Raw genomic sequence first — 19,218 nt, forward strand, 5'->3', positions numbered from 1 at the left:
TCTTTTTTATAATCTTGGCAAACAACATATTACACATGTACCTATCGATTCTTTTGAAAAGAATTGAATATCTCCGTTGTGTTTCTCCACTAATTGCTTTGAAATACTTAGCCCTAACCCTGTACCGTGTGTGGAATATTTACGCCTAGCCTCATCTGCCTGATAAAGCGGTTTGAAAATAGATTGAATCTGACTTTCTGCTACCCCATGTCCTTCATTTTGTACGATGATATAAGCATTGTTAACAAAGTCGAATGAATAAGCGGCTTGAACAAAGTCATATAGCCAGTCAATTTCGCCTTCTGATAGAGCTGCGATCCAAATTTCCCCTTCTATTTCAGTATGATGGATTGCATTGGTCATCAGATTATCTATTACTCGCATTAACTGCTTTGGATTCACTTTATATTCCCCTGTAACATTTGCAGTGGAGTGGAGTTGGATACACTTCGCTTGGCATAATGGTTCATAGTCAGAAACAAGCATTTCAAAGAACTCACTCCCATCCACTTCAGTTCTGTTCATTTCATAGGCAGGTGACTGTAATAATGTAAACGTAAGCAAATCATCGAGCATCTGTTTCATGAAATTGGATTTCTCGATAATCACTTGGCGATACTCGCTCTCTTGCTCTTTTGTCAGTTGCTCATTGAGTTCAAGTGATTCCGCATACGCACGAATAGATGTTAAAGGTGTTTTCAAGTCATGTGAAATGGCAGCAATCATGTATTCTCTTTCCTGTTGTTCTTTTTCTATACGGTTTCTTGCTTCTGTGATACTTTTTTGCATAGCGTAGAAATGTGCCTGCAATTGCCCGATCTCATCTTGAATGACGATATTTCTCTCCATTACTGGATTTCCTTTTGAGAAAGTTGTCATGTCATGTTGCAAGTCTGTTAATCTACGGTTCACTTTACGGTTAACGAAAAGCACGACTACGACATATAGCACAATGAATAACGCTATGAATACGGCGATGATCCATGTGGTTCTCTTGGAAACCGCTTGCACCCAGCCATCACGTGCCACGTCAATTTGATAAAACCCTATCAATTTATTATGATCGAATACAGGTGCTTTATAACGATGTGACCGAAATTCCTGTTGTAAGGAAAATAGATCACCATACAGTGTTTCACGATTAACCGGAACCGCTACAGTCTGCACAGAATTGGATGAATAGAGCACTAAACCATTTTGATTCAAGAGTTGTATTGATAATTTTTCGTCTACTAATTGTTCAATTTCATCGTGCGATGCACCTGGCTGAAACAATAAAGGATCATTCAAGACACGTTGAATCTTTTTCATTTCAATAGTCGTAGAAAAAAACTCTTTCACTTTCTGACCTTCGTTGTAGTCATTGATCCAGGCAAATAAAAAATATGCGAAAAGAAGCGGTAAAATCATGACGAGTAAATAAGATAACAATAGCCATGTTTTTAGTTTCATAAGAGTTCTCCAATAAATTGATAGCCTGTTCCCCATACTGTCTGAATGAATTGTGGTGCTTTTACAGGATCCCCAAGCTTACTTCGAAGCGACTTAATATGAACCGTTACAGTATGCGCGTTTTCTGTATCTACTTCATTCCATACATGTTCATACAGTTCTTTTTTTGTGAAGATCCGCTCTGAGTTTCGCGCAAGTACTTTTAATAAATCAAACTCAGTAGCAGTTAGTCTGATTTCATCTCCCTCTTTCACTACTTTTTGTTGCTCCCAAAAGATTGTCAATTCATGCTTGTAAACAGCTTTGTTTTCGCTCACAGTGTCGGTACCGTTATATCGCTTCCACCTTCTAAGCTGCGATTGAATTCTCGCACTTAATTCGACTAAACTAAATGGCTTCTCTACGTAATCGTCTGCGCCTATTTGTAAGCCTTGTACTTTATCATCATCTTCTCTTTTAGCGCTAATGATGATAATTGGAACATTACTTTCCCACCGAATATTTTTGCATAAAATAAAGCCATCCATTTCTGGTAGCATCAAATCTACTAGAACAAGATCATAACTACTTTGTTGAAAATCTTCCCATCCTTCTAGACCCGTTGTAGCCCAAGTTACCTCATAACCTTCTACCCGTAGCATGTCTTGGATTACACGAGCGATTTCGGGATCATCTTCTACTAGTAATAAATGTGCTAGCATAGTGAACTCCTCCTGTATTCATAATCTATCACGAAATAAAATCATTTCCTGTAATTTTATAAATTCTTTATCATTGTTTATTATCTTACCTGAAAGAAAGTTAACGTAAGCAAAAACAATAGAAAAAACTCTAACAAGAAGTGAATGACTTCTGTTAGAGCTTCCGTTGTTTAAACTATTTCACAAAAAATCCTGCGACTCGTTGCTTTTCATCCAATGTGATCGTGTAGACTCTATTATCTTCTTTATACTTCGCAACAATCGTCGCAACAAAATATTGCTCTTTCTTAGCGACTGACTCTTTCTCAAAGCTGACGAATTCACCGGATTCCTTTACAATATCTGATACTTCTTGTAATTGCTCTACGGATAAAGCATCTTTCATCGTTGGATCAAACATAGTACGCATTTCATCAAACTTCTCTTCATTAAATAACGTGATGGTTTCTTTTGATTTCTCCATATACTCTTTGGCAGCAGAATCATCTACTTTATTATTTCCACACGCTGCAAGTAGAAAAATTGTTACCAGAGCCAGCATAACTATTTTTTTCATTCCCTAACTTCCTTCCGTTTCATCATGGCAAATACACGAACGGGATAAGTGATACCCATACAGAATTGATCCACAGTTTTAAATTAGTTGTGTAGCCAAATCCTCTCGTAAATTCTTGCTAGTAATTTTTACATTGAATTGATAAAAACAAGCCTCCGTAAAGTGATTCCAACTCTTCTACGTATAAACCTGAATCCAAGATCATGGAAAGTGTATCACGATTTAGTTGGCAACCATCACACACCTTTTCCCATAACGGGTTTACTATCTCTTGTGCTTTTGCAAGAGTTGGTTGCTTCATTTTGACATGTTCGAAAAATATAATAGTGGCGCCTGGTTTACTTACACGTTGGATTTCTTTCAAAGCAAGTCGTGGATTGGGTATTGTACAAAATACTAAAGTCGAGATGACTGTATCAAATGTATGATCGGCAAATAGTAATGATTCTGCCTTTGCTTCATATAGAGTAATCGGCACATGCGCGTTTCGTCCTCTTCTAGTAGCCTTGCGACTCATCTCTGGATTCGGTTCAATCGCTGTTACATGTTTTGCCTGCCGGTAATATGGAAAGTTGATACCGGTACCTGAACCAATTTCCAATACTTCCCCTTGTGCATTACGGACTAACTCCGTTCGAACCTTTTTAAATCGACTTGCTTCTAACGGCTTCATTGCTATGTCATAAATAGTGGGAAATATAGTTACCATCATAAGGACTCCTTTTGTTATGTACTATTTTTATGAGTAGTTGTTACAACTCTAGTTAGTTGAATGTTTGAATTATATAAATCCGTACATACATAATAGATAAGGAACAAACGTATTATTTATGAAAAGGAGCTGATTATTGATGGGCGCAAGGTGGATTAAAGCAGCAGTGATCTATTTTTTAATTGGTGTGGGATTTGGACTATTTATGCACGCTACTATTCAACTTCAGTGGGGAGCAACACATGCACATATTAATGTAGTCGGGTGGCTCACAACGGCAGTAATTGGAGTCATTTATACCATCTATCCCCAAGCAGGTAACAGTATACTCGGCAAAGCACATTTTTGGCTGTATAACATCGGATTACCTGTATTATTAATCGGAATGTTAATCATACAACCAGCACTCGGTATGCCAATGATCTTAATTCAAATTTGCGTATGGGGTGGCGGAAGCGCATTAGCCATTTCCATTCTACTGTTTATCGTCAATGTATTTAAAAACGTCCATGCACCTTTTCGTATGTCTTAAGGAAGTAATTCAAAATCCTTATACACCTCAAACATATTCTTGTATCGCATCCAGTAAAATCTGTTCTTTGATTTGATAATGAGTAGCTTGCCAGATCGCTCGTTTACCTTTTAAAATTAATAATTGTGGAACTTCGTGCGGAACACCTAAATCTGATTCAATAGCCGCTGAAAGCTTTTTACTCACTTGTGTAATGACGATATAAATAGGCAAATCCGTGCGAAGTCCATCCAATTCTTTTTTTGCTGCCAAACTGCTCACAGAAGTCATACTGGATTTAAATAATAGAAATGGTTGCTCATCCGACTTTTCAAGCAGTTCCCGCCACTCGTCAATTTTTTTTATTCTTTTCATTATGTATTCTCTCCTTATATAGAAAAACCGTAAATTTAGTTGATTCTTCTATTCTATACAGCGCAGTAGATGGATTCCTCTTTTTTGCTTATTTATTTTTCTCATAACAGACCTCAAAAACCCTCACTTATATAAGTGAGGGCCAAATTTTTTCGTAGCGAATTACTTATATATACCCGTTGATCCTTGACTTGTCTTCTTCACTAATTTCATCTTTTAAATCCTCGATACTTTCTGCTCTGCGTTCGTTTTTCTTTTTGATCTGTTCGAACTCTTTGCCCTCAGCAAATTTCATCGCATCTTCTGCTGCTTCCATATTGCTGATCGTCTTATTCAGTCGTTCTTTGTTGTCTGCAGAATCATTCGGCTTGGGATAATTCTTCGCCATCCTATACACTCCTTTTTGAAGTATTCGTTCTATATGATAGCTTTCCCCTATCTAGATGAACTATACAAGGTTCATGGCAAACAGTTCACTCATCATTGCGTATGTTTTTTCCTACGCTATCAAATGCTTGCTGCAACGGTACTTTTAATGCGGGTGCTAACGTTTTTGCATACTGAGCGGTAATATGGTTATCATCACGATAGACAATAATATTCCCGATGACAGGATAACAAGTCGTTTCATCACAGAAAGAGTCTGTTAAGTCTGCGAAAAACACATTCGATGGAATACCTTCTGTCACTTCCCACGGAGTTTCCTTTGCAATAGCTTGATCTCTCGGAACTGAACAGTCCAACAGATCGTCTGCTTGTTCAAGGCAGACAGGAATAATCTTTTGCATGCGGGGATTATCCCGTATCGCAAAGATGGTCGTAATTCCTTCAAGTCGTTTCCATTGATTGATAAATCCTTGCGGTACTTTTGGACGCTTATTCACTGTCGATGTCGTGAAAACCAAATCAGGTGGATCTTCTAGTAACGTATCAATTAAGTTACGATTCCATGGAATACACGCTTTTGTTAAATTTCCTTTTGGATCTTCGTCTGTAAATCGACAGCCATCATGACTATATAAATCGATTTTAAAATTCATGTCTTCCGCTAATTCTATTAAAGCCGGGAACCAATGACCTGAGTGAGATCCACCTACGAGCGCCAAAGTGAAATCAAAGTCCTTCAAAACACCATACGAACATTTCCTAACTTCTGTTAGGTTAGCTGATTGGCATTCCAAATCTTCATAAAATGCCGGTAGATCGGTTTTGATTTCTGATGGTGATGGAATCAGGTCTACATAAGATACAGTTTGCATATCAAACTTTTCTGATTGAGCCCCAGGGTAATCTTGTTCCTGGACAATATCCGAACTAGCAGTTGCTTTTTCAATATAAGTAGATATAGAAAATATAGAACTACATGCAAGCACTAGCATTGCAGACAAAACAACGAGTAGTTGCCCGTTCTTTTGATTTCGACCTATTTTTTGGACAGGTTTTTCTAATAACTTGGTAGTAATCATGGACAATACGAGGGTCGTCATCAACAGTAAAATACCGTGACCTACAGGTACTGTTTCTGTTTCCATATAGGAACGATAGAAAATTAGCAACGGCCAATGCCATAAATACACACCATATGTAAGACTACCTAAATAAATGAGAGGCTTGGTTGATAAAAATCGATTGACACCATATAGTGTAATACTTTCTGAGGCGATTAATATGAGTAATACTCCGCTAATAGGAATCAAAGCGAAATACCCAGGGAATACCGTCGAAACGGGAAATAAAACGCCCGTGAGACTAATAATCACTAGACCTAGCCATCCTAAGATCACACTCCATCTTTTATTGAATAATAAGTATGGAGACAGCAAAGCAAAAATTCCGCCAATACTAAATTCCCACATGCGCGTGAATGTATTGAAGTATGCAAATGGCTGGTTAACATTTGTTTGATAGACGGAAAAAGCCAGTGAAGATACAAACACTATAATGAGCGAACTAAGTACTGTTTTATATATAGGCGTTTTCAAAAATTTTCGTGCGATATAGCAAATAGATAGGAGTAAAACAGGCCAGATCAAATAAAATTGACCTTGTACGCTGAGTGACCAAAAATGTTGAAAAGGACTTGCCAAATTATCTTTTGCTAAATAGTCAACAGAATCAATTGCTAAACGCCAGTTTTCAAAGTAAAACGTGGAAGCCATCATATGCGCAATGATTTCGCCCCATTCAAACTGAGGTAAAAGAATCACTGCAAATATTCCAGTGAAAATCAAGACGACTGTGGCTTGAGGTACTAGTCTTCTCATTAAGTTCAGAAAGTATTCTATAAAATTCACTGAACCGTTTCGTTCTATTCGTGAGAGAATGGACAATGTCATCAAATAACCTGAGATCACGAAGAACACGTCGATTCCACCAGACACCCTACCAAACCAGATATGATACATAGCGATTAATAATGTTGCAACCGTTCGTACCCCTTCTATTTCGGGCCTAAACCTTTTATTGGGTAACTGTAGATCCGACATAACTTCCTCCGTTACATATGCTCTTTTAATTTTAAATGCATTCAATACTATATCATGAAACTATAGAAACGTTCATTTTTTCTATTTATTTTGTGGAATTTTATAAGCGTTAAAATAAGTATTTTCCTACGCCTTCCTTATGATTCAATTTCAAAGCACGATAAAGAACAGAAGTCATCATGAGGACTTCTGTTCTTTACCGTACATCGCCTATAACTTGATTCTTATTTAAGTGTATCTTGCATTTAATAATAAGATTTCTTCTACCATTTTCTATACATAGAAACTTGCCAATTAAATTCAACTTCGCGCCATGGAATTAAAGAAAGGACTCCGGTACCTGAAGTGATGTACCAATTCCTCACTTTTCACTTCACTATATCTTCCCTAATCCAAGGTACAGCATGCAGCAGATCTGGGAACACTGCATCTGCTATTGGATCTGTTGCACCAAGAAAAACGGTCTTAGTTCCCGCTCTCTTGCCGGCAATAATATCTGTATCCGTATCGCCTACCATATAAGAATTGGACAAATCTACATCATACTTCATTGCGAGATTTTCTATCAACTGACTGTGAGGCTTGCGACAATCACAACCAGACTTTGGCTTATGCGGACAATAAACGACTTCGTCAATTATTGCACCTTCCTTTGCAAGTTCTGCTATCATATGATCATGAATGGATTTCAATTTGGATTCCTTCATGTAACCAAGCCCCACACCGCCTTGATTCGTTACAACAAATATATAATCAAACAGTTGATTCAATTGCTTAATTGCCTCCGCAACCCCCGGCAAGAAATATAGTTGATTCGGTTCATTCACAAATTTCACTCGATCTGTCAACACTTCATTGATCACGCCATCTCGATCCAGAAATACAGCTTTTTTCATGTTGGCTTTCCTCCTAAAGAAAAGATCTTATCATTGTCATATTATCCTAATTACATTCTTTTAAACGTAGTGCTACCCAAGCTTCGCCAATAGATGTAGTCAAGCAAGATTATTGTGGTCTTACGAAATAACAATTAACATAACCTGTATGTTAGATTTATAACGAACTCCGAATTATTTTGTGATCTGTAATTAATGATGAGGTGATGCGTGGACATGGTAAACTCACAGAAATTCGATTTTAAAAAGAACCTTCCCTTAATGATCGTACTATTATCGGGTGCGTTCATCACAATTCTGAATCAAACGCTTCTCGCTACTGCCCTTCCGCCAATCATGAAAGATCTTCAGATTAGCGAAAGTACAGTGCAGTGGTTGCAGTCGATCTTCATGTTGGTCAACGGCATTATGATCCCTATTACAGCTTTTTTCATCGGAAAGTTTACAACCCGACGTCTATTTTTGACAGCGATGAGTATATTTGCTTTAGGTACACTAATCGCAGCGACTTCTCCAAATTTCTCTATATTGTTAATAGGTAGAGTTCTCCAAGGTGCGGGAGCCGGGATTATGATGCCACTCTTGCAAACTATTATGTTTTTACTATTTCCGATTGAGCAACGCGGAAAAGCAATGGGTTACTTTGGACTCGTTATTGCATTCGCTCCTGCTATCGGACCGAGCTTATCTGGTTATCTTGTCGATCAGTTCCCTTGGCGCAGCGTATTCTATGTTGTTTTGCCGTTTGCTTTGTTGAATATTGTAGCCGCTTATTTCTTGCTGAAAAATGTAACGAAACTGACCAATCCAAAAATGGATTATTTATCGATCGTTCTCTCTACATTCGGTTTTGGTGGATTGCTCTACGGTTTCAGTATTGCAGGTAATACTGGTTGGCTTCATGCGAACGTTTTGATCTCGTTAATCGTTGGGGCGATTTCACTCGCTTGGTTCATTTTAAGACAAATGAAACTGGAACAACCCATTCTCGAGTTTAAAGTGTTCAAGTATGGCGTATTCACACTGGCCACTAGCTTAGGTATGATCGTATTTGCTTCCATGATTGCATCGACAGTGATTTTGCCGTTGTTCATGCAGACTATGCTTGGCTTTAATGCTCTCCACTCAGGTCTTATGCTGCTACCAGGGGCAATTGTCATGGGAATCATGAATCCAGTGACCGGTACGATATTCGATAAATATGGAGCCAAATGGTTACTACTGTCTGGCTTCACCATTTTAACCGTCACGACGTTCATGTTTGCCAACTTATCAGTAGATACAACGTTCACATATTTAGCCATATTGAACGCTGTAAGAATGTTTGGGATTGCAATGATTATGATGCCATCCACTACACTAGGATTGAACCAGCTACCCACTCATTTAATTTCTCATGGTACGGCAATGAACAATACATTTCGACAGATTTCAGGATCCATCGGAACTGCTGCACTCGTTACAGTCATGATCACATCTGATCTGGATAACGGAACCATTGCAGGTCAAATCCAAGGGGTGAATACAGCCTTCCTCGTATCAGGTTGTATATCCATTGTAGGACTTCTATTAGCGCTGCTGATCAAGAATCCACAACTAAAAGATACAGATGCAAAGGTATAAAATGATAACAGGATGTCCAAGAAGTTGAAACACTTCTCTGGACATCTTTTTTTAGTGGTTCTATATCTACATAAAAACTTGATATGCACATGTCTAATTCACAATATTGTATAGTTAACTAGACATAATGTAAAGTTTGGTATACATTAAAACAAGACGAGGTGATGAATTGCGTGATTAAAAATCGAGTCAAAGAATTGCGTACGCGAATGGATTTAACACAAGGTACACTTGCAGAACAAGTTGGGGTTACACGACAAACGATAGTGGCATTAGAAAAAGGTAGTTATACCCCTTCTCTCTTGCTTGCCATGAACATTGCAGAAGTATTTGAGTTGTCAATTGAAGAAATCTTTTACAAGGAGGATGCTTAAATGAAGAATATTTTTATTTCTGTTACTTTACGAATCGTGCTATTCATTGCTTTAGCTATAATGGTTTTTGATTTTCTTCGGGTTGAACAAAAATTCATTCAGATGGATCGCGGATATATTGAAGGATTTACAGTACAAGTTAACACATGGCCAGGATCTTTGATGATTGCTATACTCATTCTTTTTATGATCGCTAATCTGATTCACTTTTTACGTATGCGTAAAAATAAGAATACGGATATACGTGACTTCATAACGTTCGAATACGATTCTACAGACGAACGAGCAGTGGCGAATACACGAAAAGCCATTAGTTATGCTTTTTCGGGAATATTAATTTTCTCCTTTTTCATGATTGGTTCATTCATGTTTATTCCTAACTACTTTTTGGATCATATTTGGTATCCATTATTCGCAGTAGCTTCTATTCCGATTAGTGGTTTGATTATTTATGCAATTTCATTTACCGTTTTGCAACGTGCTTAATAAGTAGATCGAATGGGTCTAACCCTATTCAATATGTAATGAGTTTATTTCTAGGAAAGAAGAAAGAGAGCATATTCACAATGTCTGCGAATATGCTCTCTTTTATTTGGACAAATCTATTTTCTTATTCAACGAGTATATAATGACTCCGCCAATTGTCATGGATAACAACTCGCCAATTCCAGCTGTCAGCCAAGTAGCCCAGAACGGGAAACCAAGCATAATAGTCAATTGGGCTGCAATGGCACACATGGACAATGCAAACACAATAGCAGTGATTACCATTTTGACGATATCGTTTTTTATTTTCTTTGTCAGTGCACGACATATTAATAATGCGACTAACGTAGCCATCGAACCAATCGGCACATCCAATATCCAAGTGGGTGACATAAAGTTTGCGAACATGACACCTAGTGTGACACCGATCACATACCTTTTATTATACAAAGCCAGATAGTTGAACATCTCTGACAAACGCAGTTGGACTGCGCCAAAACTGATCACTGCAAACACAAACGTCACCGCCACATACAAAGCTGCGACGAGCGCTGTTTTTGTCAGTTCATTCACCGTACTCTTACTCTTAGGTGAATCTTTAACAAAAGACATACTCATTTTATTTTCTCCTTTGTGAAATAGCGTAGTTGCTATTCCAGTAATAACTACGACCAAAGGAAGAAAGAGCCTATCGCTCGATCAAAAGTGCCGTAGTGCAAACAGTATTTGCTTGCTACGGTATTATAACAGAGTTCCTTGTAATACAAAAGCTTTATTTTGCAATCCAACCTCCGTCAATCGGAATAACCGCTCCATGAATATAATCCGCTGCGGAACTGGCTACGTATAATGTCAGGCTCGCAACCTCACTCGGCTGTGCCCATCGGCCTGCAGGCGTTTCTTCCGCTACCCACTTCGCCATTTCACCATCGCCTTCAAAATCCGCCTTGTTCATCGGGGTCTGAATCGCGCCTGGTGCAATTGCATTCGCACGAATCCCCTCGCGGCAGTAATCCATGTCCAGTTGCTTTGTGTAACCGACAATGGCATGTTTGGATGCAGTATAAGCTGCACCGCCACCGCCCGCCACAAGTCCTGCAATGGATGCCATATTGACAATGACACCTGACTTTCGAGCGATCATATGTGGCAATACTTCATTCGTCATAAAGTATGTACCTTTCACATTCGTATCCATGATTGTATCCCAAAGCGCTTCATCAGTGTCTAGAGTTTTTGCAAAACCATCGAGCACCCCTGCTGTGTTTAGTAAAATATCTATTGTACCAAACACGTTACATGCTTCTTTGACAGCGTGTGCTACTTCGTCCTTTGCACGGACACTTCCAATCGCATAGGCAAACTGTGACGGATACTCCTGTTGCAATTTCCTAAGATCCCCTTCGTTTATATCAAACGCAAAGACATTCGCTCCATTTTCTAAAAACGCTACCGCCTGTGCGTACCCAATCCCAGACGCACCACCTGTCACTACGACTGTCTTTTTCTCATATTCTGCAAATTTCATAATAGCCTCCCACATAAAAAAGCTCATGAATTCTCATGAGCTTGGATTCTCCCGATTTACTCTACGATGACCCAGTCTTCAGCTAGTAAGTCGCAAACTGTTGGTGTGAACATAGTATAGCCTTCACCCGTTACATCAATCACGAAATATGGATTTAGCTTTTTACCGTCTTGTTCGCTTTCTCCTACTAGCTTCACATATAATTCCGCTCCACCCCAGTTACTGCGTATGACTTTCTCTCCAGCCTTCAAACGTGGTAATATTTCTTCAAATGTCATGTATATCCATCCTTTATCTTTGTCATGATTCGCACAAGTTTATCGGGAAAAGTATACTTGATTATGATGTCTTTTACAACTCGAGACTATTCGAACCAGATTATGGAGCAGAATGAATATAACTTTTTACACTATGTGTTAAATCAAAGATTTTTTATAAATAACTTGCTATCCAACTTGCCATATTTCACATTCCATGATAAATTGAACAATAGAAAATTTCATTACGGAATCAACATGTATAACCTCGATAATATGGTTCGAGGGTCTCTACCAGGAACCGTCAAATCCTGATTACAAAATCATTTTTGTAATCGGGATTTTTCTATTTCAAAAAATAGTGTAGGGACACTAGTAGGAGGAATTGTTTTGGATTTACGTGTTTTATTATTGGCAGTATCCGCCGTTACGGTAGGACTGGTAGAATTGGTAGTCGGCGGGATTTTGCCCGTCATTGCGGATGATTTAAATGTTTCAATTGCAACGGCTGGACAACTCATTACAGTATTCGCTCTCGTCTACGCGGTAGCAGGACCTGTATTATTGTCACTGACCGCGAAAGTGGAACGCAAGAAATTATATTTGATTACTTTGGTCGTATTCTTACTTGGAAACATCCTAACGTACTTCAGTCCGACATTCGGCTTGATGATGGCTGCTCGTGTATTGACAGCTGCAAGTGCAGCACTCGTCATTGTGCTGTCGTTGACGATTACAGCAAGAATGGTTGAGCCGCGTGTTAGAGCTAAGTCGCTTGGTTATATATACATGGGAATCAGCTCATCGCTTGTTCTAGGGGTACCCATTGGGATTGTAGTAACGAACGCATTCGGATGGCGTTCAGTGTTTTTAGGAATTGCGATCTTGACAGTAGGTTCTATTGTATTGATTGCAAAGTTTCTCGAAAAAATACCGAACGCGAAAGTTCAACCATTGTCCGTTCAACTTAAAGCTTTAGCTAATAAAAAGATATTTTTCGCTCATTTAGCGACCATGTTTATGCTCGCGGGACATTATACGGTATATGCGTATTTCACCCCCTTCCTAGAGACTACGATGAAGTTAAGCCCTTATTGGATCAGTGTATTCTACTTCCTATTTGGACTTGCAGCAGTAGCAGGCGGAGCATTTGGTGGCGGACTCGCTTCACGTCTTGGCTCAAAGAGAAGCATTTTAATCATATTAGGGGCTTTTGCAATTAGTTTATTTGCACTTCCCTATTCAACATTCTCCATTCCACTTTTCATTATCTTCATGATGGTCTGGGGTGGATTAAGCTGGGCGCTAGCACCTGCTCAGCAAGACTATATTATCCAAAGTGATCCTGTAACTTCCGATGTGCACCAGAGTTTCAATAACTCGGCGCTACAAGTCGGGATTGCGCTTGGATCTGGCGTTGGCGGGGTAGTCTTTAGTCAAACAGGCAATGTAACAAATATGCCGGCAGTTGGTGGCGTAATTGTGATAATCGCATTCTTATGTGCCGCGATCTCTTTATCGATGGCTGTAAAGACTCGGCAGACCGCTATGTAATGAGATAGAATGGAGTTAACTCGTCAAAGAGTTGGCTCCATTTTTTATTGGATGCCCATTCTTTGTCATGAAATGAGGAATCACTATGACCGGCCTACTCCTTGATATTGTTATCATGATTGCATTCATTGTATATGGTATAGCACTTTGGCAAGGTAAAGGAGCGTCCTTGTTGTCAGGCTATAATACGATGCCAATCGAAAAAAAGATCCGCATTAATGAACGTGCGTTATGCAAGTTCATGGCGAAAATCATGTTCGCTTTAAGTTTTTGTGTCGGCTTGTTCGCTGTGAGTGAGCTGTTAGAGGAAGATGTATACTTTATTGTAGGATTAGCACTTTTCATAGTAGTACTAGTGTTTACCTTAATTTATGTCAATACAGGTAATCGTTTCAAAAAATAAGGTAGGTGTTGAATGACGAGTAGAATAGCTTGAAAGCGTTAGAAGCCGTATAACGATTTTAAAACTTCCACTTATTTGCCGCTTTTGTACGCATGATCAATTTATCCCTTATCGTTCCTTATCAAACGTGGAAGATCCAGAAATAGGCGTGCTATCGATCGGTGATCCAAGTCGTCCATCTGAAGATGGTTTAGACTATATTTGGGCTTTTGCACAAACAGTATTATAGTAGTATTTGAAAAACGCTCCGTTAGCAGGAAGCGTTTTTCTTTCTTTATGACACTTCTCCAATTCGCTCCATCATATCCAGTACACTTTTTAAGAATTCACCGATTTCCCCCATATGTTCTTCAATTAATTTTGGTTTAAAATGAATGTTGATCCTATTCATGAACCCTGGTTCTGTTTGTTCATGACGGAAGCTAAGTGTTTGTGTATAACTAATATCGTTTTCCCATACAGTACGGAGAATACTCGCAATTTCTTCACATTCTGTATCTACATCTTGAATAAATGTGCGGACTAGTAATGTAAGCGTACAGCCCGGATCCATGTCTTGGATTTCAAGTATTTCATCCGCCAGTTCCTTAAGGGATGAATGTAATTTAAGATCGACAATGACAGACGGAAAGCCGACTCTGGTAAAACGAATGGTGAATTCTCTTGCCATCACGGCTAAATCTAGTTGATCTTTGCGATGTAAAATATGAACTGTTTGTTCCAGATTATCCAAATCATATATATGGTTTTCAAATGCGACTTTTAAGTTTTCGAATACAGTTGGATGAGACATAGCGTGGCCTCCTTATCAATTGGATGTATAATTTAGTACGATTCAGCCACCTTATACTTAAACAGTGAAAGGAAGTTATGTATATGACAAAAGATACGTCGATTGCACAATTAAGTACCGAAGATTTACATGCACTGAATCGCTTAGAAGATAAATTAGGTGTAACGCTCGTTGCGTATGAAAATGTTAATTCACCTAAAACGAAATAATGGTGAAGTGGTACTTTCTATTACAGAAAGTACCACTTCTTTAAATAAGATGTACATTAAACACAAACCGTAGCTAATATTTTCTGGATATCATAAATAGCTTTATCTTTTCTAAACTGTTTTTCAATATGCGGAGTCAGTGAGCTTGATATCCAAATTTTCAATTCCGCATCCATATCAAATGTACCTGCAGTTTCTACACTATAATGAGAGATACTTTTGAATGGGACGGAATGGTATTCCACTTTCTTTCCTGTGATACCTTGCTTGTCTACGAGTATTAATCGTGTTTTCGTGAATACGATTAAATCTCGCACTAGCTTAAACGCGGCTTCCACTTCTTCGCCTTCTGCCAAGATCAAGTCTAGTTCTTTCCTCACTTCATCGTTGTTTACGACGGAAGCATTTCCTAAAAGCGCATCAAATAATCCCATTCAATTATTCCCCTTTTCTATATAGTTTTCCTCACATCACAATACACGTAGAAAATCTTTCATACTTTGTACTAGTAATGGTATTCTAGTTCATGCGAATGTATACAGTCTGAATAGTTTACCATGTTGCTATAAAATTGGATAGAAAAAGTAAAAAGCTGGCCATGTTATGTCAACTGATGACTTTACATGGACAGCTTATAATAGATATACAAATTTTGATCAAGCAGGCTTCTTACGCAACATGCCGGCAATTAAGCCTGTAATAACAGAACCAATAATTATTGCGAGTGCATACAGTAGAATTTTACTGATTCCACCTTCAACGAGTCCCATGACGAAGATTCCTCCGTGTGGTGCGCGTAAGGCGATATCAAATGCCATCGTAAGTGCACCTGCTGTCGCTGCCCCTATTACGGAAGCCGGAATGACACGCAATGGATCAGCTGCTGCAAATGGAATAACACCTTCCGTTATGAAGCAGGCACCGAGCACATACGCCGTTTTCCCTGCTTCACGCTCTGTCTTTGTATAACGATTTTTAAATAACGTTGTCGCGATCGCCATACCAAGCGGTGGTACCATCCCACCTGCCATTACTGCTGCGATAAATTGGAAATTCTGTGCATCTAGCATGGCAATACCGAATGTGTATGCCGCTTTATTGACCGGTCCACCCATATCCACAGCCATCATTCCACCAATAACTAAACCAACTAAAATTTGATTCGTACCGCCCATCCCTTCAAGGAAAGCGGAAAATCCAGTGTATAGCTTGGCCAATTGTGGATTGATAAGCAACATAATTATTCCTGTCGCTGCAATACTGAAAACCGGATAAAACAGCACGGGTTTTAAGCCTTCTAATGAATTAGGTAAACGAGCAAATAATTTCTTAACAAGTAAAGTGATATACCCTGCTAAAAACCCTGCAATAAGACCGCCTAAAAATCCTGAACCGCCACCCACTTCATCTACACCTGAAACCGTGATGGCGATCAGCCCCCCTATCATACCGGGAGCAAAACCAGGTCGATCAGCTATGCTTGAAGCTATGAAGCCAGCCAACACAGGAACCATGAGGAAGAATGCTTTTCCGCCACCTATAGTGTTAAGCATAGCTGCAAAGGCATTATATTCAGGACTGTCTGGATTAGACGATTCGATTCCCCAGAAGAAAGAGAGCGCTATCAAAATCCCACCACCGACAACGAATGGAAGCATATTTGATACACCGTTCATCAAATGCTTATAAAAACCACTCTTCTTGTCACTCGATGAAGTATCTACCTGACCTTTTTCCAACTCATAAATCGGTGCATCTTTTTTAATCGCTCTATCCAGTAATGCATCCGTTTCATAGATAGCATCTCCGACTTTCGTCTGGATCACATGTTTTCCAGCGAATCGAGCCATCTCCACTTTCGTATCAGCTGCCACAATAATGGCATCAGCTTCTGCAATTTCTGCATCTGTTAATCTATTCTTCACACCGGATGAACCGTTCGTTTCTACTTTCAATGAAAGGCCACGTTCTTTTGCTCTCTCATTCAATTTTTCTGCAGCCATATACGTATGCGCAATTCCAGTCGGACAAGCCGTAACCGCTAGCAAACGGACAGTTGATTTCTCTTCTTTAGGTGCTTGTACTTCTTCTGTTACTTCATCATCCAATTCCGACTCTTTATCATTGACTGCTTGCAATACGTCCGCTGCTGATTGTGCTGACAAGATTTTTTCACGAAATGAAGTATCCATCAAAAATGTCGCAAGTCTAGACAGTGCATCTAAATGGTCGTCGTTAGCCCCTTCGCTTGCTGCAATCATGAAAAACAAATGTGCCGGTTGGCTGTCAAGCGAGTCATAGTCTATACCTTCAGTAGAACGCCCAAACGCGATAGCAGGCGCCTGAACAGCAGCTGACTTCGCGTGTGGAATAGCAATTCCTTCACCAATACCCGTCGTACTTTGACTTTCCCGATTCAGAATATCATTGGTGAATTGTTCTTTGTCACGTAATTTCCCAGCATCATGTAACTGCTGAACCAGTTCAGATAAGACCGCATCCTTCGACCTAGACTGCAAATGAAGATTGATTGTATCCTCTGTCAATAATTGTGTGATTTTCATAGAATAGCACCTCTTCCTATAGTTTCGTAATGATCACTTGACTCAATAATGACTCAACATCTTCCTTTTTACATAAATCGGACTGGAAAGCGGTAGCACTTCCGCTAGCAACTCCATATCTGAAAGCATTTTCTGCATGTCCATCTGTAGAGTAGGATGCGATAAAACCTGATACTAGTGAATCCCCCGCACCTACTGAATTGACGAGCTTCCCCTTCGGCGCAGTAGCTGCCAATGTTTCTGTAGCTGATACATAGAGTGCCCCTTCCTTACCCATCGATATCACTACATGTTGAATACCTTCACCTACTAATTTTTTGGCATAGCCAACTGCCTCTTGTTTACTATGAATGGTCTTGCCAACCAATTCTCCAAGTTCCTGTTCATTCGGCTTGATCAAGAATGGCTTAGTTATTTCCATAATCTGTTTCAATGCAGGTCCTGATGTATCCACTACGAGCCTCACTTTATTTTTTTCACAAAGTGTAGCAAGCTCGGATACGAACGACGAAGGTAAAGAGGCTGGAATTCTACCTGCGATCACTAACCAGTCGTCTTCTGTTAGTCGACTGATTCGTTCAAGAAGCCCCTGAAAATTCTTTTCATTTAAAATTGGACCAGGCCCATTTAATTCCGTTTCTTCAGTCGATTTAATTTTCACATTGATTCGAGTAATATCTGCCGTGCGAATAAAATCGGTTTTTATTCCTTCTTTTTGCAAAAAGTCCTCAATATAGTCTCCTGTGAAACCACCAATGAAACCGCATGCCACTGTTTCTGCACCTAGTCTGTGAACTACCCGTGATACGTTAATACCTTTTCCGCCTGGATAATAATACACTTCATTTGTACGATTCAGTTCTCCACGCTCAAAATTGGATAAATACGCGGTATAGTCTACTGTCGGCATGAATGTACATGTGAAGATCATTTCTGCACCACCTTTACTAACGTTTTCTCTTCCAGTTCATGTAGAATGTCGTCTGGCAATTCATCAATCAGCAAGACTGCCTCTTCTATAGATAAAAATTTAATAAAACTACTTTTTTTCACTTTGGAATGATCCGCCACTATATAAGTAGTTCTGGATTGCTCTGCTGCCAAACTTTTGACAGTTGCCTCATCAGGGTCTGGAGTCGTATACCCATGAACAGGGTCAACTCCATTCGTACCTAAAAAACATTTATTGAAATGATATTGTTTCAATGAGTTCCTAGCTTGTTGTCCTACAAGTGCACCTGTTGTAGCTTTGACATAACCTCCTATTAAATAAGAGGAAATGCCTTGCTCAGTTAATGATTCAACATGAGTCAGCCCATTTGTTACAACCGTTATATTACGGTCTTTTAGAAAAGGTATCATTTGAAACGTAGTAGTACCCGCATCTAGATAGATGAAATCCCCTTCTTTGACTATACTTGCTGCCAAGGAAGCAACTTTTACCTTTTCTGAAAAATATTTTTCTGACTTGGCTGAAATGCTTAGTTCTTGCATGTCTCGATCTGGCAACGTGGCTCCGCCGTGAATACGTTGAAGTTTATTGAGCGTTTCAAGTTCAGTTAAATCTCGTCGGATGGTAGATTCAGATGCATCGGTTGCTTCTATTAATTCTGTAATCTTCACTGTTTTATGAGTAGCTAATTTATTCAAAATTAATTCAAATCGTTCATTTGTCAGCATGTGCCCCCCACCTTTTCTATCAATAACACCATATTACTTGAATTATTCAATAAAATCT

At 39.2% G+C, this 19,218-nt stretch carries 23 protein-coding genes and 1 riboswitch; of the genes, 7 read left to right on the forward strand and 16 right to left on the reverse strand.

Annotated features, from left to right (window positions below):
* Nucleotides 1–6: 6 nt before the first annotated feature.
* From SporoP17a_RS03520 to SporoP17a_RS03535, 4 genes are all read right to left on the reverse strand, one after another.
* Nucleotides 7–1,452 (reverse strand): sensor histidine kinase, encoded by a 1,446-nt coding sequence (locus tag SporoP17a_RS03520; protein WP_083032495.1) that lies wholly within the window; start codon nt 1,450–1,452, stop codon nt 7–9.
* Entirely contained in the window at nt 1,449–2,153 is a 705-nt protein-coding gene (locus tag SporoP17a_RS03525) for a response regulator transcription factor (RefSeq protein ID WP_083032498.1), read from the reverse strand. Before SporoP17a_RS03525 ends, SporoP17a_RS03520 begins: the two co-directional genes overlap by 4 nt.
* 175 nt (nt 2,154–2,328) lie before the next feature.
* The gene (locus SporoP17a_RS03530; protein WP_083032501.1) at nt 2,329–2,709 is read right to left on the reverse strand and encodes a DUF3887 domain-containing protein; all 381 of its coding nucleotides are present in this window, start codon (nt 2,707–2,709) and stop codon (nt 2,329–2,331) included.
* Nucleotides 2,710–2,827: 118 nt separating this feature from the next.
* Complete coding sequence (locus SporoP17a_RS03535; protein WP_083032503.1) at nt 2,828–3,418, reverse strand: class I SAM-dependent methyltransferase; 591 nt, start codon at nt 3,416–3,418, stop codon at nt 2,828–2,830.
* Between the two features lie 142 nt (nt 3,419–3,560).
* On the opposite strand from SporoP17a_RS03535, the gene SporoP17a_RS03540 reads away from it, so the two are divergent.
* Nucleotides 3,561–3,953, forward strand: a complete 393-nt coding sequence (locus SporoP17a_RS03540; RefSeq protein WP_083032505.1) for a hypothetical protein — start codon at nt 3,561–3,563, stop codon at nt 3,951–3,953.
* A 27-nt stretch (nt 3,954–3,980) separates the two neighbouring features.
* On the opposite strand, the gene SporoP17a_RS03545 is transcribed toward SporoP17a_RS03540, so the two are convergent.
* From SporoP17a_RS03545 to SporoP17a_RS03560, 4 genes are all read right to left on the reverse strand, one after another.
* A complete protein-coding gene (locus tag SporoP17a_RS03545) occupies nt 3,981–4,307 on the reverse strand; it encodes a monothiol bacilliredoxin BrxC family protein (protein ID WP_083032508.1) in 327 nt (108 codons plus the stop codon).
* A gap of 166 nt (nt 4,308–4,473) precedes the next feature.
* Nucleotides 4,474–4,695, reverse strand: coding sequence for a small, acid-soluble spore protein tlp (locus tag SporoP17a_RS03550; RefSeq protein ID WP_083032511.1), 222 nt, complete (start codon nt 4,693–4,695; stop codon nt 4,474–4,476).
* Between the two features lie 85 nt (nt 4,696–4,780).
* Nucleotides 4,781–6,793, reverse strand: coding sequence for an acyltransferase family protein (locus tag SporoP17a_RS03555; RefSeq protein ID WP_083032514.1), 2,013 nt, complete (start codon nt 6,791–6,793; stop codon nt 4,781–4,783).
* Between the two features lie 368 nt (nt 6,794–7,161).
* Nucleotides 7,162–7,689 carry a D-glycero-alpha-D-manno-heptose-1,7-bisphosphate 7-phosphatase gene (locus SporoP17a_RS03560; RefSeq protein ID WP_083032517.1) on the reverse strand — a complete coding sequence of 176 codons (528 nt, stop codon included), beginning with the start codon at nt 7,687–7,689 and terminating at the stop codon, nt 7,162–7,164.
* A gap of 216 nt (nt 7,690–7,905) precedes the next feature.
* Here SporoP17a_RS03560 and SporoP17a_RS03565 point away from each other — a divergent pair, with 216 nt between their 5' ends.
* From SporoP17a_RS03565 to SporoP17a_RS03575, 3 genes are all read left to right on the forward strand, one after another.
* Nucleotides 7,906–9,312 carry an MDR family MFS transporter gene (locus SporoP17a_RS03565; protein ID WP_083032520.1) on the forward strand — a complete coding sequence of 469 codons (1,407 nt, stop codon included), beginning with the start codon at nt 7,906–7,908 and terminating at the stop codon, nt 9,310–9,312.
* Between the two features lie 173 nt (nt 9,313–9,485).
* Nucleotides 9,486–9,686, forward strand: coding sequence for a helix-turn-helix transcriptional regulator (locus tag SporoP17a_RS03570; protein WP_420542194.1), 201 nt, complete (start codon nt 9,486–9,488; stop codon nt 9,684–9,686).
* Nucleotides 9,687–10,172 carry a hypothetical protein gene (locus SporoP17a_RS03575; protein ID WP_083032526.1) on the forward strand — a complete coding sequence of 162 codons (486 nt, stop codon included), beginning with the start codon at nt 9,687–9,689 and terminating at the stop codon, nt 10,170–10,172.
* A 102-nt stretch (nt 10,173–10,274) separates the two neighbouring features.
* Here SporoP17a_RS03575 and SporoP17a_RS03580 read toward each other — a convergent pair whose 3' ends face one another.
* The 3 genes from SporoP17a_RS03580 to SporoP17a_RS03590 all read right to left on the reverse strand — a co-directional run bounded on the left by SporoP17a_RS03580 (nt 10,275) and on the right by SporoP17a_RS03590 (nt 11,978).
* The gene (locus SporoP17a_RS03580; RefSeq protein WP_083032529.1) at nt 10,275–10,790 is read right to left on the reverse strand and encodes a QueT transporter family protein; all 516 of its coding nucleotides are present in this window, start codon (nt 10,788–10,790) and stop codon (nt 10,275–10,277) included.
* A 154-nt stretch (nt 10,791–10,944) separates the two neighbouring features.
* The gene (locus SporoP17a_RS03585; protein ID WP_083032532.1) at nt 10,945–11,700 is read right to left on the reverse strand and encodes a 3-oxoacyl-ACP reductase; all 756 of its coding nucleotides are present in this window, start codon (nt 11,698–11,700) and stop codon (nt 10,945–10,947) included.
* A 56-nt stretch (nt 11,701–11,756) separates the two neighbouring features.
* Nucleotides 11,757–11,978: a DUF2829 domain-containing protein gene (locus tag SporoP17a_RS03590; protein WP_029052786.1), complete on the reverse strand. Its 222-nt coding sequence runs from the start codon at nt 11,976–11,978 to the stop codon at nt 11,757–11,759.
* A gap of 217 nt (nt 11,979–12,195) precedes the next feature.
* Nucleotides 12,196–12,295, forward strand: a riboswitch (purine riboswitch).
* 52 nt (nt 12,296–12,347) lie between these two features.
* Between SporoP17a_RS03590 and SporoP17a_RS03595 the strand changes: the two genes are divergently transcribed.
* Together SporoP17a_RS03595 and SporoP17a_RS03600 are read left to right on the forward strand one after the other, a co-directional pair.
* Complete coding sequence (locus tag SporoP17a_RS03595) at nt 12,348–13,511, forward strand: MFS transporter (protein WP_083032535.1); 1,164 nt, start codon at nt 12,348–12,350, stop codon at nt 13,509–13,511.
* Nucleotides 13,512–13,596: 85 nt separating this feature from the next.
* Nucleotides 13,597–13,914, forward strand: coding sequence for a DUF3784 domain-containing protein (locus SporoP17a_RS03600; RefSeq protein WP_083032538.1), 318 nt, complete (start codon nt 13,597–13,599; stop codon nt 13,912–13,914).
* 274 nt (nt 13,915–14,188) lie between these two features.
* Here the strand turns inward: SporoP17a_RS03600 and SporoP17a_RS03605 are convergent, their stop codons facing one another.
* Nucleotides 14,189–14,707 (reverse strand): hypothetical protein, encoded by a 519-nt coding sequence (locus tag SporoP17a_RS03605; protein ID WP_083032541.1) that lies wholly within the window; start codon nt 14,705–14,707, stop codon nt 14,189–14,191.
* A gap of 83 nt (nt 14,708–14,790) precedes the next feature.
* On the opposite strand from SporoP17a_RS03605, the gene SporoP17a_RS17100 reads away from it, so the two are divergent.
* Nucleotides 14,791–14,916 carry a hypothetical protein gene (locus SporoP17a_RS17100; protein ID WP_255407670.1) on the forward strand — a complete coding sequence of 42 codons (126 nt, stop codon included), beginning with the start codon at nt 14,791–14,793 and terminating at the stop codon, nt 14,914–14,916.
* 56 nt (nt 14,917–14,972) lie between these two features.
* Here SporoP17a_RS17100 and SporoP17a_RS03610 read toward each other — a convergent pair whose 3' ends face one another.
* The 4 genes from SporoP17a_RS03610 to SporoP17a_RS03625 all read right to left on the reverse strand — a co-directional run bounded on the left by SporoP17a_RS03610 (nt 14,973) and on the right by SporoP17a_RS03625 (nt 19,160).
* Nucleotides 14,973–15,350 carry a PH domain-containing protein gene (locus SporoP17a_RS03610; protein ID WP_083032544.1) on the reverse strand — a complete coding sequence of 126 codons (378 nt, stop codon included), beginning with the start codon at nt 15,348–15,350 and terminating at the stop codon, nt 14,973–14,975.
* A 222-nt stretch (nt 15,351–15,572) separates the two neighbouring features.
* On the reverse strand, nt 15,573–17,480 hold the full coding sequence (locus tag SporoP17a_RS03615) for a PTS fructose transporter subunit IIABC (RefSeq protein ID WP_083032547.1): 1,908 nt from the start codon (nt 17,478–17,480) through the stop codon (nt 15,573–15,575).
* 16 nt (nt 17,481–17,496) lie between these two features.
* On the reverse strand, nt 17,497–18,411 hold the full coding sequence (gene pfkB, locus SporoP17a_RS03620; protein ID WP_083032549.1) for a 1-phosphofructokinase: 915 nt from the start codon (nt 18,409–18,411) through the stop codon (nt 17,497–17,499).
* Complete coding sequence (locus tag SporoP17a_RS03625) at nt 18,408–19,160, reverse strand: DeoR/GlpR family DNA-binding transcription regulator (protein WP_083032551.1); 753 nt, start codon at nt 19,158–19,160, stop codon at nt 18,408–18,410. Before SporoP17a_RS03625 ends, pfkB begins: the two co-directional genes overlap by 4 nt.
* Nucleotides 19,161–19,218 lie beyond the last annotated feature (58 nt).

Origin of the sequence: Sporosarcina ureae (genome assembly GCF_002082015.1) — a bacterium.
Lineage (GTDB): Bacteria > Bacillota > Bacilli > Bacillales_A > Planococcaceae > Sporosarcina > Sporosarcina ureae_A.